The organism is Methylobacterium sp. CM6257, assembly GCF_054611515.1.
The window spans coordinates 2,522,237-2,535,850 of the sequence record NZ_CM137735.1 but is presented as its reverse complement, the minus strand read 5'-3'; the positions used below and the strand labels follow the sequence as shown (position 1 = coordinate 2,535,850).

General features: G+C 72.1%; 17 protein-coding genes. 11 read left to right on the top strand and 6 right to left on the bottom strand.

Annotated elements, in window-relative coordinates; all coding sequences use genetic code 11:
- Positions 1–114: 114 nt before the first annotated feature.
- Entirely contained in the window at positions 115–1,356 is a 1,242-nt protein-coding gene (gene trpB / locus ACYCO6_RS12540; RefSeq protein ID WP_459772088.1) for a tryptophan synthase subunit beta, read from the bottom strand.
- A 159-nt stretch (positions 1,357–1,515) separates the two neighbouring features.
- On the opposite strand from trpB, the gene msrA reads away from it, so the two are divergent.
- Entirely contained in the window at positions 1,516–2,232 is a 717-nt protein-coding gene (gene msrA / locus ACYCO6_RS12535) for a peptide-methionine (S)-S-oxide reductase MsrA (RefSeq protein WP_459772087.1), read from the top strand.
- 91 nt (positions 2,233–2,323) lie between these two features.
- Here the strand turns inward: msrA and ACYCO6_RS12530 are convergent, their stop codons facing one another.
- Entirely contained in the window at positions 2,324–3,259 is a 936-nt protein-coding gene (locus ACYCO6_RS12530; RefSeq protein ID WP_459772086.1) for a prephenate/arogenate dehydrogenase family protein, read from the bottom strand.
- 7 nt (positions 3,260–3,266) lie between these two features.
- Complete coding sequence (locus ACYCO6_RS12525) at positions 3,267–4,382, bottom strand: pyridoxal phosphate-dependent aminotransferase (protein ID WP_459772085.1); 1,116 nt, start codon at positions 4,380–4,382, stop codon at positions 3,267–3,269.
- Positions 4,383–4,565: 183 nt separating this feature from the next.
- Between ACYCO6_RS12525 and ACYCO6_RS12520 the strand changes: the two genes are divergently transcribed.
- The 8 genes from ACYCO6_RS12520 to cysC all read left to right on the top strand — a co-directional run bounded on the left by ACYCO6_RS12520 (position 4,566) and on the right by cysC (position 10,154).
- Complete coding sequence (locus ACYCO6_RS12520) at positions 4,566–4,862, top strand: hypothetical protein (protein WP_459772084.1); 297 nt, start codon at positions 4,566–4,568, stop codon at positions 4,860–4,862.
- A 144-nt stretch (positions 4,863–5,006) separates the two neighbouring features.
- Positions 5,007–5,174: a hypothetical protein gene (locus ACYCO6_RS12515; RefSeq protein WP_459772083.1), complete on the top strand. Its 168-nt coding sequence runs from the start codon at positions 5,007–5,009 to the stop codon at positions 5,172–5,174.
- Positions 5,175–5,251: 77 nt separating this feature from the next.
- Positions 5,252–5,431, top strand: a complete 180-nt coding sequence (locus ACYCO6_RS12510; RefSeq protein WP_459772082.1) for a hypothetical protein — start codon at positions 5,252–5,254, stop codon at positions 5,429–5,431.
- 123 nt (positions 5,432–5,554) lie between these two features.
- Complete coding sequence (locus ACYCO6_RS12505) at positions 5,555–5,719, top strand: hypothetical protein (RefSeq protein WP_459772081.1); 165 nt, start codon at positions 5,555–5,557, stop codon at positions 5,717–5,719.
- 170 nt (positions 5,720–5,889) lie between these two features.
- Complete coding sequence (gene metX / locus ACYCO6_RS12500; protein WP_459772080.1) at positions 5,890–7,095, top strand: homoserine O-acetyltransferase MetX; 1,206 nt, start codon at positions 5,890–5,892, stop codon at positions 7,093–7,095.
- 17 nt (positions 7,096–7,112) lie between these two features.
- Positions 7,113–7,823 (top strand): methionine biosynthesis protein MetW, encoded by a 711-nt coding sequence (metW, locus tag ACYCO6_RS12495; protein ID WP_459773543.1) that lies wholly within the window; start codon positions 7,113–7,115, stop codon positions 7,821–7,823.
- A 473-nt stretch (positions 7,824–8,296) separates the two neighbouring features.
- A complete protein-coding gene (locus ACYCO6_RS12490) occupies positions 8,297–9,418 on the top strand; it encodes a hypothetical protein (RefSeq protein ID WP_459772079.1) in 1,122 nt (373 codons plus the stop codon).
- Positions 9,419–9,503: 85 nt separating this feature from the next.
- Positions 9,504–10,154 carry an adenylyl-sulfate kinase gene (cysC, locus tag ACYCO6_RS12485; protein ID WP_459772078.1) on the top strand — a complete coding sequence of 217 codons (651 nt, stop codon included), beginning with the start codon at positions 9,504–9,506 and terminating at the stop codon, positions 10,152–10,154.
- Positions 10,155–10,170: 16 nt separating this feature from the next.
- Here the strand turns inward: cysC and ACYCO6_RS12480 are convergent, their stop codons facing one another.
- From ACYCO6_RS12480 to ACYCO6_RS12470, 3 genes are read right to left on the bottom strand one after another with little or no spacing between them, the layout of a single operon-like run.
- Positions 10,171–11,529 carry an ATP-binding protein gene (locus ACYCO6_RS12480; protein WP_459772077.1) on the bottom strand — a complete coding sequence of 453 codons (1,359 nt, stop codon included), beginning with the start codon at positions 11,527–11,529 and terminating at the stop codon, positions 10,171–10,173.
- The gene (locus ACYCO6_RS12475; RefSeq protein ID WP_459772076.1) at positions 11,526–12,194 is read right to left on the bottom strand and encodes a response regulator transcription factor; all 669 of its coding nucleotides are present in this window, start codon (positions 12,192–12,194) and stop codon (positions 11,526–11,528) included. Before ACYCO6_RS12475 ends, ACYCO6_RS12480 begins: the two co-directional genes overlap by 4 nt.
- A gap of 15 nt (positions 12,195–12,209) precedes the next feature.
- Positions 12,210–12,521, bottom strand: coding sequence for a PepSY domain-containing protein (locus tag ACYCO6_RS12470; protein ID WP_459772075.1), 312 nt, complete (start codon positions 12,519–12,521; stop codon positions 12,210–12,212).
- Between the two features lie 111 nt (positions 12,522–12,632).
- Between ACYCO6_RS12470 and ACYCO6_RS12465 the strand changes: the two genes are divergently transcribed.
- Together ACYCO6_RS12465 and ACYCO6_RS12460 are read left to right on the top strand one after the other, a co-directional pair.
- Positions 12,633–13,226 (top strand): thermonuclease family protein, encoded by a 594-nt coding sequence (locus tag ACYCO6_RS12465; RefSeq protein ID WP_459772074.1) that lies wholly within the window; start codon positions 12,633–12,635, stop codon positions 13,224–13,226.
- A gap of 92 nt (positions 13,227–13,318) precedes the next feature.
- Entirely contained in the window at positions 13,319–13,585 is a 267-nt protein-coding gene (locus ACYCO6_RS12460) for a hypothetical protein (RefSeq protein WP_459772073.1), read from the top strand.
- The last annotated feature ends 29 nt before the right edge of the window (positions 13,586–13,614 follow it).

The window sequence follows — 13,614 nt, the reverse complement described above, 5'->3', positions numbered from 1 at the left end:
ATTCCGGGACCGTGCGGCGGGGCACGGGATCCGGACCCGCCGACGCATGACGTATCTGCGCCGACAGCAAGTATAGGTTCCCAGCCCGCCTGCGGCGGCCCCGGAGCAGAGATCTCAGAGCTTGGTCCCGAAGATCTCCGCGACCTGCGGGATGTCCTTGTCGCCGCGGCCCGACATGTTCATCACCATCAGGTGATCGGCCGGGCGCCGTGGGGCGAGCTCCAGGACCTTGGAGAGCGCGTGGGCCGGCTCCAGGGCCGGGATGATGCCCTCCAGCATCGAGCAGAGCTTGAACGCCTCGAGCGTCTCGGAATCCGTCGCCGACAGATAGGTGACCCGGCCCATCTCGTGCAGCCACGCGTGCTCGGGGCCGATGCCCGGATAGTCGAGGCCTGCCGAGATCGAGTGCGCGTCGGCGATCTGGCCGTCCGCGTCCATCAGCAGGTAGGTGCGGTTGCCGTGCAGCACGCCCGGCTTGCCGCCGGTGAGCGAGGCGGCGTGCAGGCCGGACTGGACCCCATGGCCCGCCGCCTCGACCCCGAAGATCTCGACCTCGCGGTCGTCCAGGAACGGGTGGAACAGGCCCATGGCGTTCGAGCCGCCGCCGATGCAGGCGACGAGCGAATCCGGGATCCGGCCCTCCTGGGCGATCATCTGCTCCCGGGTCTCGCGCCCGATCACCGACTGAAAGTCGCGCACCATGGCCGGGTACGGGTGCGGGCCGGCCACCGTGCCGATGCAGTAGAACGTGTCGGCGACGTTGGTGACCCAGTCGCGCAGGGCCTCGTTCATGGCGTCCTTGAGGGTCTTGGTGCCGGATTCTACCGGGATCACCTCGGCGCCAAGCATCTTCATGCGGAAGACGTTGGGTGCCTGCCGGGCGACGTCGACCGCGCCCATGTAGACCACGCATTTCAGGCCGAAGCGCGCGCAGAGCGTCGCGGTGGCGACGCCGTGCTGGCCGGCCCCGGTCTCGGCGATGATCCGCGGCTTGCCCATGCGGCGGGCCAGCAGGATCTGGCCCAGGACGTTGTTCACCTTGTGGGAGCCGGTATGGTTCAGCTCCTCGCGCTTGAAATAGACCTTGGCCCCTTGGCCCGCCGGCGCCTTGGCGCGGAGATGCTCGGTGAGCCGCTCGGCGTAGTAGAGCGGGCTCGGCCGGCCGATATAGTGGGTGCCGTAGGACTCCATCTCGGCCTGGAAGGTCGGGTCCTTCTTGGCTGCGTCGTAGGCCGCCTCCAGCTCGAGGATCAGCGGCATCAGCGTCTCGGCCACGAAGCGGCCGCCGAAGATGCCGAAGCGGCCGCGCTCGTCGGGGCCGGTTCGGAAGGAGTTGGGCTCGGGGGCGATGGTCACGGGACGAGTCCTGCGGGCGCGAAGATCGATCTGTTGCGGGGTGCCTAGACCCAAGCGGGCGCCGCCGCAATGCGGCGTCCCGCCCGCGTAACCGGATCGCGCCAGACAGCGAAAGGTCTGTCACATCAAGGCGCACCAGCGACTTGAAGGAGGACGGTCATGGTTCTTCGCGACACGATCCGCCCGGTCCTCGGGGCCGTCCTCGGGCTCGGCCTCGCCGCGGCTGTCCTGCTGCCGCGCCTGCCGGCCTCCGCCGAGGAGGCGCCCCGCCGCCTGCCGGATGCCGCGACCCATTCCGCCGAGCCGCCGGGCCCGCACGTGGCGGTCTTCGCGGGAGGCTGCTTCTGGGGCGTACAGGGGGTGTTCCAGCACGTGCGCGGGGTGAGCCGCGCGGTCTCAGGGTACGCCGGCGGCACCCGCGCCGAGGCCGATTACCGGATCGTCAGCGGGGGCGGGACCGACCATGCGGAGGCCGTGGCGGTCACCTACGACCCGGCTTCGATCCGTTACGACGAACTCCTGCGGATCTTCTTCTCGGTGGCCCTCGACCCGACCCAGGTGGACCGCCAGGGACCCGATTCCGGGCGGCAGTACCGCTCGGCTCTGTTCCCGCAGGACGCCGAGCAGGCACGGGTAGCGCAGGCCTACATCGCCCAGCTCGACGCGGCGAAGACCTACGCGCGGCCGGTGGCCACCCGGATCGAGCCGGGGGCGACCTTCTACCCGGCTGAGAGCTACCATCAGGACTTCATGGCGCTGCACCCGGGGCACCCGTACATCGCCGCCAACGATGCCCCGAAGCTCGAAGCCCTGAGACGCCTGTTCCCGGAGCGGGCGGCGCCGGAGCCGGTGCTGGTCAATCGCCCGCCGGCGTGAGGCCGACGCTCCTCCAACCCACCCCCATCCTGAGGCGCCCGCGTCAGCCGGCCTCGAAGGAGGGGGCGGATGGGATGAACCCGAGTTTTCCTTATTCCTCCGGCGGCCGCGGCCGGCCGAAATCCGGGGCTGCGGTCTCCTGGCCCAGCGCCACGATGCTGCGCCGGATCGCCCGGGTGCGGGTGAACATCGCGTGCAGCGCGTCGCCGTCGCCCCAGCGTACCGCCTTGGCCAGCGCCGACAGGTCCTCGTTGAACCGGCCCAGCATCTCCAGCACCGCATCGCGGTTGTTGAGGAAGATGTCGCGCCACATGGTCGGGTCGGAGGCGGCGATGCGGGTGAAGTCGCGGAATCCGCTCGCCGAGAACTTGATGACCTCGGACTGCGTCGCCGATTCGAGGTCGGCGGCGGTGCCGACGATATTGTAGGCGATCAGGTGCGGCAGGTGGCTGGTGATCGCCAGTACGTGGTCGTGGTGCTCGGCACTCATCGTCTCGACGTTGGCGCCCATCCCTTCCCACAGGGCCCGCACCCGATCCACCGCCGCCGGATCCGTGCCCTCGGGCGGCGTGAGGATGCACCAGCGGCCGTGGAACAGGGTCGCGAAGCCGGCATCCGGCCCCGAGAACTCTGTCCCGGCGATCGGGTGTCCGGGGACGAGGGCGATACCCTCGGGCAGGTGCGGCCGGATCGCCGCCACCACGGCGCCCTTCACCGAGCCGACATCCGACACGATGGCGCCGGGCTTGAGATGCGGGGCCATCTCGGCCGCCGCCGCCCCGATGGCGCCCACCGGCACGCACAGGATCACGAGATCGGTGCCCGCGGCGCCCTCGGCCGGGTCGCCGGTGACCACGTCGGCGATGCCGAGTTCGCGCACCCGGGCGCGGACGGCCTCGTCGCGGTCGACCGCCACGATCGTGCGGGCAAGCCCGTAGCGCCGAGCCGCACGGGCGATCGAGGATCCGATCAGCCCCAGGCCGACGATGGCGAGGCGGCCGACCGGGGGCTCCCGGTGCTCGGGCATGGGCTCCTCAGGCATGGGCACCCCGCACGAAATCACCGAGCGCGGCCAGGAAGGCCTCGTTCGCCTCGGCACCCGCCACTGTCACCCGCAGGGCGTTCGGCAGGCCGTAGGCGATGACGCGGCGGGTGATGAGGCCGCGCTCCGTCAGGAACGCGTCGGCATCGGCCGCCGAGCGGCCCGGCGCATCGGGGAAGTGGATCAGCAGGAAGTTCGCGACGCTCGGCGTCACGGTGAGCCCGAGTGCCCGCGCCCCCCCGGTGAGCTTGGGCAGCCACTCCGCATTGTGGGCCGCCGCTGCCGCCATGTGCGCCTCGTCGGCGATGGCGGCCGAGCCCGCGGCGATCGCCGGGCCCGAGACGTTGAACGGACCGCGGATGCGGTTGACCGCATCCACCACGTGGGATGGCGCCACCATCCAGCCGATCCGCACGGCGGCGAGCCCGTGGATTTTCGAGAAGGTCCGGGTCATCACGACGTTCTCGGCTTCCAGCGCGAGTTCGAGCCCGGCCGAGTAGTCGTTCGCCCGCACGTACTCGGCATAGGCGCCGTCGATCACCAGCAGCACGTGCGGCGGCAGGCCGGCATGCAGGCGTCGGATCTCGTCGAAGGGCAGGTAGGTGCCGGTCGGGTTGTTCGGGTTGGTGACGTAGACGATCCGGGTTCGGTCCGTGACCCGGGCCAGGATCGCGTCGACATCGACGGTGAGATCCCGCTCCGGCGCCACCACGGGCGTCCCGCCCGAGGCCAGGATGGCGATCCGGTAGACCAGGAATCCGTGCTCCGAATAGATGCCCTCGGCGTCCGGCCCGCAATACGCGTAGGCGAGCAGCGAGAGCAGCTCGTCCGAGCCCGCTCCGCAGACGATCCGCTCGGGATCGAGCCCGTAGCGCTTGGCGATGGCGGTGCGCAGGACCGTCGCCCGCCCGTCCGGGTAGGTCTCGAGCTTGGCGGTGGCCTCGTGGAGCGCGGCCACCGCCGCGGGGCTCGGACCGAGGGGCGTCTCGTTCGAGGAGAGCTTGTAGACCTTGCCGGCGCCGGGGCGGCCGCTCTTGCCGGGCACGTAGGTGTCGATCGCCAGGACGCCGGGGCGCGGTTCCGGACGGACGGATCGGGGGGCGGACATTGCGATGCGACTCGGATGCGCGAGTATGGATCGGTTCCGCGTTCGTCTACAGCATTTCCTTGGCCGGTGAACCCGGCGCCCGTCGAGCCGCCGCGCCCGCGCCCGCCTGGGCCGACGACACGCCCTGGTTGCCGCCCGGGCGGCCGCTATGTTTCCTATCCCGTGCCGAGAAGGATGCAGCCCATGCCCCTCGAACGCTATCTGGACGGCGGCGCCCATATCCTGCCCGCCGACGAGACCCTGATCCGCTTCGCCATGACGAACGGCCAACGTGTGATCGGCATCGACGTCCCGATTCCCGTGCTGCGCCAGCACTTCGGAGGCGGGGCCGAACTCGCGCCCCTCGACCTGTTCGCCCGTCACCAGGCGGCGATCGAGGCCGCCGCCAGCCAGGCCTACGATCGGACCGAGACGCCGAACGATCTCCTCGACATGGGGGCGGAAGATTTCGACACTGGGCTAGCCTCGGCCAAGCTCTGAGACCTAGCAGTCCGTCCAGGGCCGCCGCGGCAAAACGGCAAAGCGCAAATGCCGCGGGGCACTCGCCACGTTTCGGCCTGTTGAACCCGGAGAAGGGGGCGCGTCGGGCGTGCCGCGCCCCGCGTGCTCCTGGACGGATCGACAATGCCCGGTGACCTGATCCCCTGCAGCCTGTTCCTGATCGGGATCCTCACCTCGGTCGCCGCGGATTGCCGCCTCCGCCGCGTGGAGGCCGCCCCCTGGTCGAACGGCTGCATCACCGTGGCCGGCGCGGCCCTGGTCTTCGTCGCCTGCGCGGCCGCGATGCGCTGAGGAACCGTCAGGCACCGGACGGAATTGCCCAGCGGGAATTTCTTGGCGCCACGCGCGGCCGGCTGGGTGAGGTGGACATGATTTCGATGCAGGCCGTCATCGGCTGCGCGCTGGTGCTGACCGGGATCTTCGTCGAGAGCGCGGCGAGCCGGCACTGGCGGGGCGGGATCCGCGCCGATCGGCTGGATGCCCGCGCCGCCCTGGCGCTCGGTCTGCCGGCGCTGGGCCTCGCACTGATGGCCGCGCCGATCGCGTGAGGCGAGGCTCCGCGGTCGAAGGCCCATCCCGGGCCGTGGATCGGGAGGGGCGCCCGTGTTCGTGCGCACCGCGATGCGACATCGGAAGCTCCAGTCCTTCGTCGCGAGGGAGGGAGGCGCCGGATGAACCTGATTTTCGAGATCCTGCTGGACGGTGCGGTGCCGCTGATCGAGCTCGTCGGGATCGGGGCAGAGCGGGTGCTGAGGGGCGCGCCGTCGTCCGGCCCCCTCGCGATCACCGCCGGTTGCAACGTCGGCATTTCCGAGAGGCGTGACCGGGATCGGTGACTCGGATGCGGCCGGCGCCGCAGCCCGCCGCCGGCGTTCCGCGTTGACGCTCGGCACCCGGAGCATTACCTCCCAACCCTGCTGGCCGCGTCGGGCGAGCGCGGCGCGTCAGGCGATCGCGTGCTCTCCCGGTTCGGATCCGATCGGATACACGGTCGTTAAGACCCGCCATGGACACCCAACCGGACACGGCCCTGCGGCCGGACCCGATCGACGAGCCGTCGCGGCGCGCGTCCGAGCGCTCGCAGGCGCTCGACCCGAAGAGCCCGGTGGCGCGCTTCTCCGCGGACACGCCGCTGCTCACCGATGCCGGCGTCGAGCTCGCACCCTTCCAGATCGCCTACCAGACCGCCGGCACGCTCAACGCCGCGCGCTCGAACGCGGTGCTGATCTGCCACGCGCTCACCGGCGACCAGTACTTCGCCCACACCCATCCGGTCACCGGCAAGTCCGGCTGGTGGGAGACCCTGGTGGGTCCCGGCAAGCCGATCGACACGGACCGCTACTTCGTCGTCTGCTCGAACGTCATCGGCTCCTGCATGGGCTCCACCGGCCCGGCCTCGATCGACCCGGCGACGGGGCGGCCCTACGGGCTGAACTTCCCGCTGGTGACGATCCGCGACATGGTCCGGGCCCAGGCGATGCTGCTGGAGCATCTCGGCATCCGGGACCTATTCCTGTGCATCGGCGGCTCGATGGGCGGGATGCAGGTGCTGCAATGGGCGGCGCTCTATCCCGAGCGCGTCTTCGCCGCGATGCCGATCGCCACGGGCGCCCGCCATTCCGCGCAGAACATCGCCTTCCACGAGGTCGGCCGGCAGGCGATCATGGCCGATCCGGCCTGGGCGGACGGGCGCTACCTCGAGGCCGGCACGCGCCCCGCCAAGGGGCTCGGCGTCGCCCGGATGGGTGCGCACATCACCTACCTGTCGGAGCCGGCGCTCCACCGGAAATTCGGCCGCCGCTTCCAGGGCGGCTCGGCGCCGACCTTCTCCTTCAACGCCGACTTCCAGATCGAGAGCTACCTGCGCCACCAGGGCCTGAGCTTCGTCGAGCGGTTCGACGCCAACGCCTATCTCTATCTCACCCGGGCGATGGACTATTTCGACCTCGCCGAGGACCATGGCGGCGTGCTCGCCAACGCCTTCCGGGGCACGAAGACCCGCTTCTGCGTGATCTCCTTCACGTCGGACTGGCTGTTCCCGACCCGCGACTCGCGCGCGATCGTCCACGCGCTGAACGCCGCCGCCGCGCCGGTCGCCTTCGTGGAGGTCGAGAGCGACAAGGGCCACGACGCCTTCCTGCTCGACGAGCCCGCGATGTTCTCCGCCGCCCGCGGCTTCATCGCCGCCGCCGCCCGGGCGCGCGGTCTGTGAGCGGCGGGTCCGGCAAGATGGCCTTCGGCAAGATCGTCCTCGGCAAGACCGCGCACGGGACGCCCTGGGAGAGCGCGGACGCCCTCCCCCATACCGGCGAGGGCATCGGCGCCCGGGTCGACCACATCGTGGTGCTCGGCCTCGTGCCGGCGGGCGCCCGCGTCCTCGATATCGGCTGCGGCGACGGCTCGCTGCTGGCGCTCCTGCGCGACCGCCGCGGCATCGACGGGCGCGGGATCGAGCTGTCCCGCGAGGGTGTGAATGCCTGCCTCGCCCGGGGCCTGTCGGTGATCCAGGGGGACGCCGACACCGACCTCGCCAACTACCCGGACGATGCCTTCGACGTGGTGGTCCTGTCCCAGACCATCCAGGCGACCCGCAATCCCCGGGTGGTGCTGGAACACCTGCTGCGCATCGGTCGGCAGGTGATCATCTCGTTCCCGAATTTCGGGCACTGGCGCGTGCGGGCCGAGCTGGCCCTACGCGGGCGCATGCCGATCACCGAGATCATGCCGGACGCGTGGTGGGAGACACCCAACATCCACCACTGCACCATACGCGACTTCGTCGGGCTCTGCCGCCTGATCGGCGCCCGAATCGAGCATGCCACGGCGCTCGACGCCCGCGGCCGGCCGATGCGGTTCTCGATGCCCTGGTGGGTCTGGAACCTGTTCGGCGCACAGGGCGTGTTCCTGCTCCGGCGCGACGGCGCGGAGGCCGGGCGCTAGAGCCGTTGCCGATCGCGTTGCAATGAACTGACGCGCTCGCCTGCGCCGAACCGGCATCCACTTCGGCGGCAGCCGCTCTAGGCGCGGGTCCGGTCGCGCCGCGGCGCCGGCTGTCCAACCCTCGACATCATCCTCAGGTGCTGCGCAGCGGCCTCGAAGGAGAGCCCCAGGGATCGCGGGGCTGACCGGAGGTCTCCTGCGAGGCCTCCGCTGCGCGCCGGCACCTCGGGACGAGGGCGGTGGAAGGGCGAGCGGATCTCAGACCGCAGGTCGTCCTTCGGCACCCTCGTGTCCTGAAATAGAGCAGAAACGAAGCTTGGCTATTTCTGGTCGCGTTCCCGTGATCGGACCGTGATTACGGATTTGGCTTTGTCTTGCTCGAGACATGTGCGGCCACGCTGGGGTCGTGGGCTGTGCTCTGCCGGGCTGAGATCTTGCCGTAATCACGAAGTCCAGCGAGGTCGACAGCACAGGTGCGTCGCGCGATCGTTCACATCGGGATGCCGCGAACCGGCTCGACCTCGTTCCAGGAGGTGCTGGCCCGGCTGCGTCCACAGCTCGCCTCGGTCGGGATCTGCTACCCGAAGCTCGCCCCGCCGGGTTCCCCGGAGGGCTCCGACGTCAATCATCACCGGCTCGGCCAGGCGCTGGACCGGCGCCGGCCGGCCGCCGAGCGCCGCGATGCCCTCGCACGCCTGGACACGATCCTCGCCGACACCGAGGCCGACACGCTCCTCCTCTCCTACGAGGACTTCGCCGTGCAGCGACCCTGGTGGCGCGTCCCGGAAATCCTGGCAGCCATCTTCACGCGCTACGGCTTCGCCATGGAGGCGGCGCTCGTGGTCAAGCCGCAGGCCGAGCAGCTCGCCTCCGCCTACGCCCTGAGGACGCAAGTCGTCTTCGAGGGGCGGACGTTCCGTGGGTTCCTGCGGTACGAGGGCTCGTCCGGGCGCTACGATTACGATGCACGGCTCGATCCCTGGCGCCGGGCTTGTGCGGGGCGGGTCGTCGCCGTTCCGGTCCGCGACCGCCGCGCCGATGCGCCGCTCCTGCGGCGCCTGATCGACGGACTGGACCTCGGCACTCGCCTCGCGCCGCTGCTGGTGCCGGCGGACCTCGAGTACCGCACGAACCGGAGTTCGGGGCCGATCGCGGTCGAGGCTTCGCGTCGCCTCTATCGGCTCGGCGTCCACCGGCAGGTGACCGGCCATCCTCGGCGACTCGGCCATTTCTTCGACGACTGGGCCTGGGCGCGCGGGCTCGATGCGGACCGGTTCCGCGGCGACGCGCCCGAGGGACTGGCCCGCGTCGCAGCGCGATACGCCGCCTCGAACACGCGCTTCGCCGCCGCCTGCTGGGGCCAATCCTGGGACGCCGTCGTCGAGTCCGCCCCCGCGGCACCCCCGAACGAGCTTGCCGCGGGGCCGATCGCGCCAGAGGCGGAAGCGGCGGTCGATGATCTGGTGCGGGCGGCGGCCGCGCATGCCGCCTTCCGAGCCCCGCCCGCGTGGCGGCAGCGGACGGCCTACCTTCTGGAGGAGGTCAAGGAGCGCCTCGGTGACGTCATCGGCTACCCGGCTTGGCGTGTGCCCTAGCGGGCCGGCCCGAGCCTCTGATCCCGCATCGATTTCCGGCAACCGGCAGCCGCGTCCGCGGACGATGGTGCCCCAGGCGGTGGATATGTGCGTCTCGCAGAAGATCCCGACCGGCGCCCCTTCGAGCCGCGTGACGTGGCATCCCCTCCAGCCCCGGGAGGAGCGATGGGCGCGCCTCGGCCAGGTGCCGGTGATCGCGTGGCTGACCGGCCTGTCCGGTGCCGGCAAGTCGACCCTCGCGGCCGCGGCCGACCGGACCCTCGTCGCCGCCGGCCGGCACAGCGCCGTCCTCGACGGCGACAACCTCCGTCACGGGCTGAACGCCGACCTCGCCTTCTCGCCCGCGGACCGCTCCGAGAACGTCCGGCGCACGGCCGAGGTGGCCCGCCTGATGGCCGAGTCGGGCGCCGTGGTGATCGTCTCGCTGATCTCGCCCGACCGCGCCGACCGCGCCCTGGCCCGGCGGATCGCTGGCGACATCCCGTTCCTGGAGGTGTTCGTCGATACGCCGCTCGGCCTGTGCGAGGCCCGCGATCCCAAGGGTCTGTACCGGCTGGCGCGGGCCGGCCGGATCCCGGGCTTCACCGGTGTCTCCGCGCCCTACGAGGCGCCGGAGCGGCCGGACCTGACGATCGCCACGGAGCGCCGCAGCACGGAGGCCTGCGCCCGAAGCCTGAGCGCGTTGCTCATGCGCCTCAGCAGCCCGGCGGAAGGGATCGCGACGCCGCGGCGTTGAGCCGGTTTGGCGCCGATCACCGGGCGCCCGACATCTCGGGCCAGCTCAGCGTGGTGCGCAATCCGCCCATCTCCGAGCGCCCGAATGCGAGCCGCGCGCCCGCGGCCTCGGCGACGTCGCGGGCGATGGCGATGCCGAAGCCGGTGCCAGGCCGGCTCTCGTCCCAGCGCTGGCCGCGGCCGATGCCCGCGATGGCCGCCGCGCCCATGCCCGGGCCGTCATCCTCCACGGTGAGACGCAGCGTCCCGGGATCCGCTTCACCCGAGACCCGAACCCGCCGGTGCGCCCATTTGCGGGCATTGTCGAGGAGGTTGCCCAGCACCTCCATCAGCTCGCCCTCCTCCCCCGGATAGGCGAGCGAATCCGGCACCGCCACCGTCCAGTCGAGGGAGTCGCCCTCCGGCAGCCGTCGCAGGGTCGCTACGAGGCGCTCCGCCACCGGGGCGACCCTGCAGGAGCGCCGCCGCAGGTCGCCGGCGGCGGCGATCCGCGCCCGGGCCAGCGCCCGCTCCACCTGACCGCCCATCGCCCGCGCCTGTTCGGCGATCTCGGCCGACAGGCCCGGATCGGCCGGCCCGGTCCGCCGCGCGAGGGCGTCGAGGACCGCGAGCGGGGTCTTGAGGCCGTGGGCCATGTCGGCGGCCGCGTCCCGGGCGCGGACCAGGGCCCGCTCCTGCGCGTCCAGCAACCGGTTGAGGTCCGCCACCAGCGGCCGGACTTCGTCGGGAAAGTGCTCGGGTAGCCGGGTCCGGGTCCCGGCATGGACGGCGAGGAGATCCGCCTGCAGCAGCCGGAACGGGGCGAGTGCCCGGTGCACGAACAGCCACATCGCGAGGGTCAGGACGATGAACAAGGCGATCAGGGCCGGAACCAGGAGGCGCAGGAAGGTCGCCCGGCTCGCCGCGAGGCTGCGCCGGTCTTCCGCCACGGTGACTCTCAGCCCGGTCTCGGCACCCCGCGGTCCGATCTCCAGCGGTCGCACGACCGCGATGAGGCGGCCCCCGTCCGGGCCGGTGGCATTGACGGTCGCCGGACCCTGCGCGCCCTCCCCGGCCCGGCCCAGGTCGAGGCTCTTGTCCCAGAGCGAGCGTGACCGCAGGACGTGCGTCCCCGCCTCCACCTGCCAGTACAGGCCGCCATAGGGCGTGGCGAAGCGCGGGTCCGGGGGCTCGCGCGAGAGGGTCGGGCTCCCGTTCGGCGCGAGCCCGACCCGCCCGGCAATGAGCTTGGCGGTTCGGTCCAGCTCGTCGGCGGTGCGCGCGTCGAGCACCCGGTCGAGGATCACGGTGAGGCCGGCGCCGGCGAGCAGCAGCGCCAGGGCGATGAGGGACGCCGCCGCGACGCCGAGCCGGAGGCGCAGCGAATCGCGCCTCACGGGCCGGCCACGGCCGGCACGATGTAGCCGTGGCCGCGCCGGGTCTCGATCACCCCCGGCCCGAGCTTGCGGCGCAGGCGGGTCAGGAGGGCCTCCAGGGCGTTGGCCTCGCGCTCGGTTCCGACTCCGTGGAGATGGTCGAGCAGCTCGCCCGCCGGCACCACCTGCCCCTGACGGTGCAGCAGGAACGCGAGGAGGCGGTATTCGAGGGCGGTCAGCTCGGTGGGCTGACCCGCCACGCTCACCGCGCGGGTCCGGGTGTCGAGTTCCACGGCGCCTGCCCGGAGCACCGGCGAGGCGTGACCGGCGGTGCGCCGCAGGATCGCCCGGAGCCGCGCCACCAGCTCCTCCATGCGGAACGGCTTGACGAGGTAGTCGTCGGCGCCGGCATCGATGCCCTCGACGCGCTCGCGCCAGCCGTCCCGGGCCGTCAGGATCAGGACCGGCAGGGCCACATCGGCCGCGCGGAGCCGGCGCAGCACCCCGAGCCCGTCGAGGCGCGGCAGGCCGAGATCGAGCACCATCGCGTCGTAGGGCTCGGTCTCGGCGCGGAACCATGCGGTCTCGCCGTCCGTCACCACGTCGGCGACGTAGCCGGCCATCGCCAGGCCGTGCTTGACGTCGGCGGCGATGCGCGGCTCGTCCTCGACGACTAGGACGCGCACGGTCGGCCCCTCCCCTCAATCATCGTCGTCCTCGTCCAGGATCTTCAGCGAGCCGGCATCGACCTTCACGGTCCTGCGCTTCCCGTCGGCGCCGAGGATGCGCAGCTTGTACAGCCAATGCCCCTCGTCGTGCTTGAGATCGACCGACACCACGTCGCCCGGCGCGGCCTCGCGGGCTGCGCGCAGAACATCGTCGAGGGGGCGGATCTCGCCCTTCTCCAGGGCGCGGCGGGCGCGGTCGGCATCCTCCGAGGCGCGTGCGGGCAGGCCGATTCCGGCGAGGGCGGCGAGCAGGCAGAGCGTGGCGGCGCGGCGCGAGGCGGTCATGCGGGCGGGGATAGGCCGATCGGCCTGACGGGACGCTGACAGGCGCCGTCAGGATCGCGAGGCGGGGCTCCGGCAGAAGGAGACCCATACCTCTCCCGGAGACCTGAGACCATGTCCCTTATCATCGGAGCCCTCCTCGCCTGCGCGGCCGGCCTTGCCGGCGCCGTGCTCTGCCCGGACGACAAGGCCGGCCGCTCGCGCCTGCCCCTCCTCGCTGGCCTCCTGGCGGGCGGTCTCGCCTGGCACACCCCGGTCCGTGCCGCGGAGCCCCTGCGCGGGCCGGCCCGGGTGATCGATGGCGGAACGCTCGTCGTCGGCCAGAGCCGCGTCAGCCTGTTCGGCATCGCCGCACCGGATGCCGACCAGACCTGCTCGGATGCGCAGGACCGGACCTATGCCTGCGGCCGCGACGCAGCCCGGGCGCTCGCCGACCATATCGGCGGAGCCGCCGTCGCCTGTGAGCCGCGCCAAGGCCAAGCCGGCGATGCGATCGTGGGCTTCTGCCGGATCGGCGACGAGGATCTCGCGGCCTGGATGGTGGCGCGGGGTCTGGCCCTGCCCGACCGTGAGGCTGCGCCGGGCTACGCGGCCGCCGCCGACCGGGCCTGGGGGCGGCGCCTCGGCCTGTGGTCGGGCGTGTTCCAGGACCCCGCCGAGCGTCGCGGCCGGCGCGCTGCCGCGATGGGGTTCCGCGACGCGGGATAGATGCGGGGCCGGCCCGTCCTGCGGGAACGCTCCCGGGCGCGCCCGGTTGGTCCGGCGGGCCCGCCTGGGTCGCATGATCAACCGGAGGCCACGTGACAGCACCCCATCGCACGATCCTGGTGGCCGCCGCGATCTTCGCCGGCCTTGCGGGAATCGCCGACGCCGCGGATGGCAAGGGCAGCGAGATACCGGCCGGCGGACGCAACGACGCCGGCGCGTCCACGAAAAGCATGGGCGCCGGCGGCCTATCGGGTACCGGCGCCACGCAGGGCGGGGCCCGCACGGGCTCCGTCGAGAGCAAGGGGCAGCCGAGTGGCGCGAAGGCTCCGTCCGCCCCGGCGGCCGGCACGACCCGCTGATCGCTCCGCCCCTGGACCGGCACTCCCAC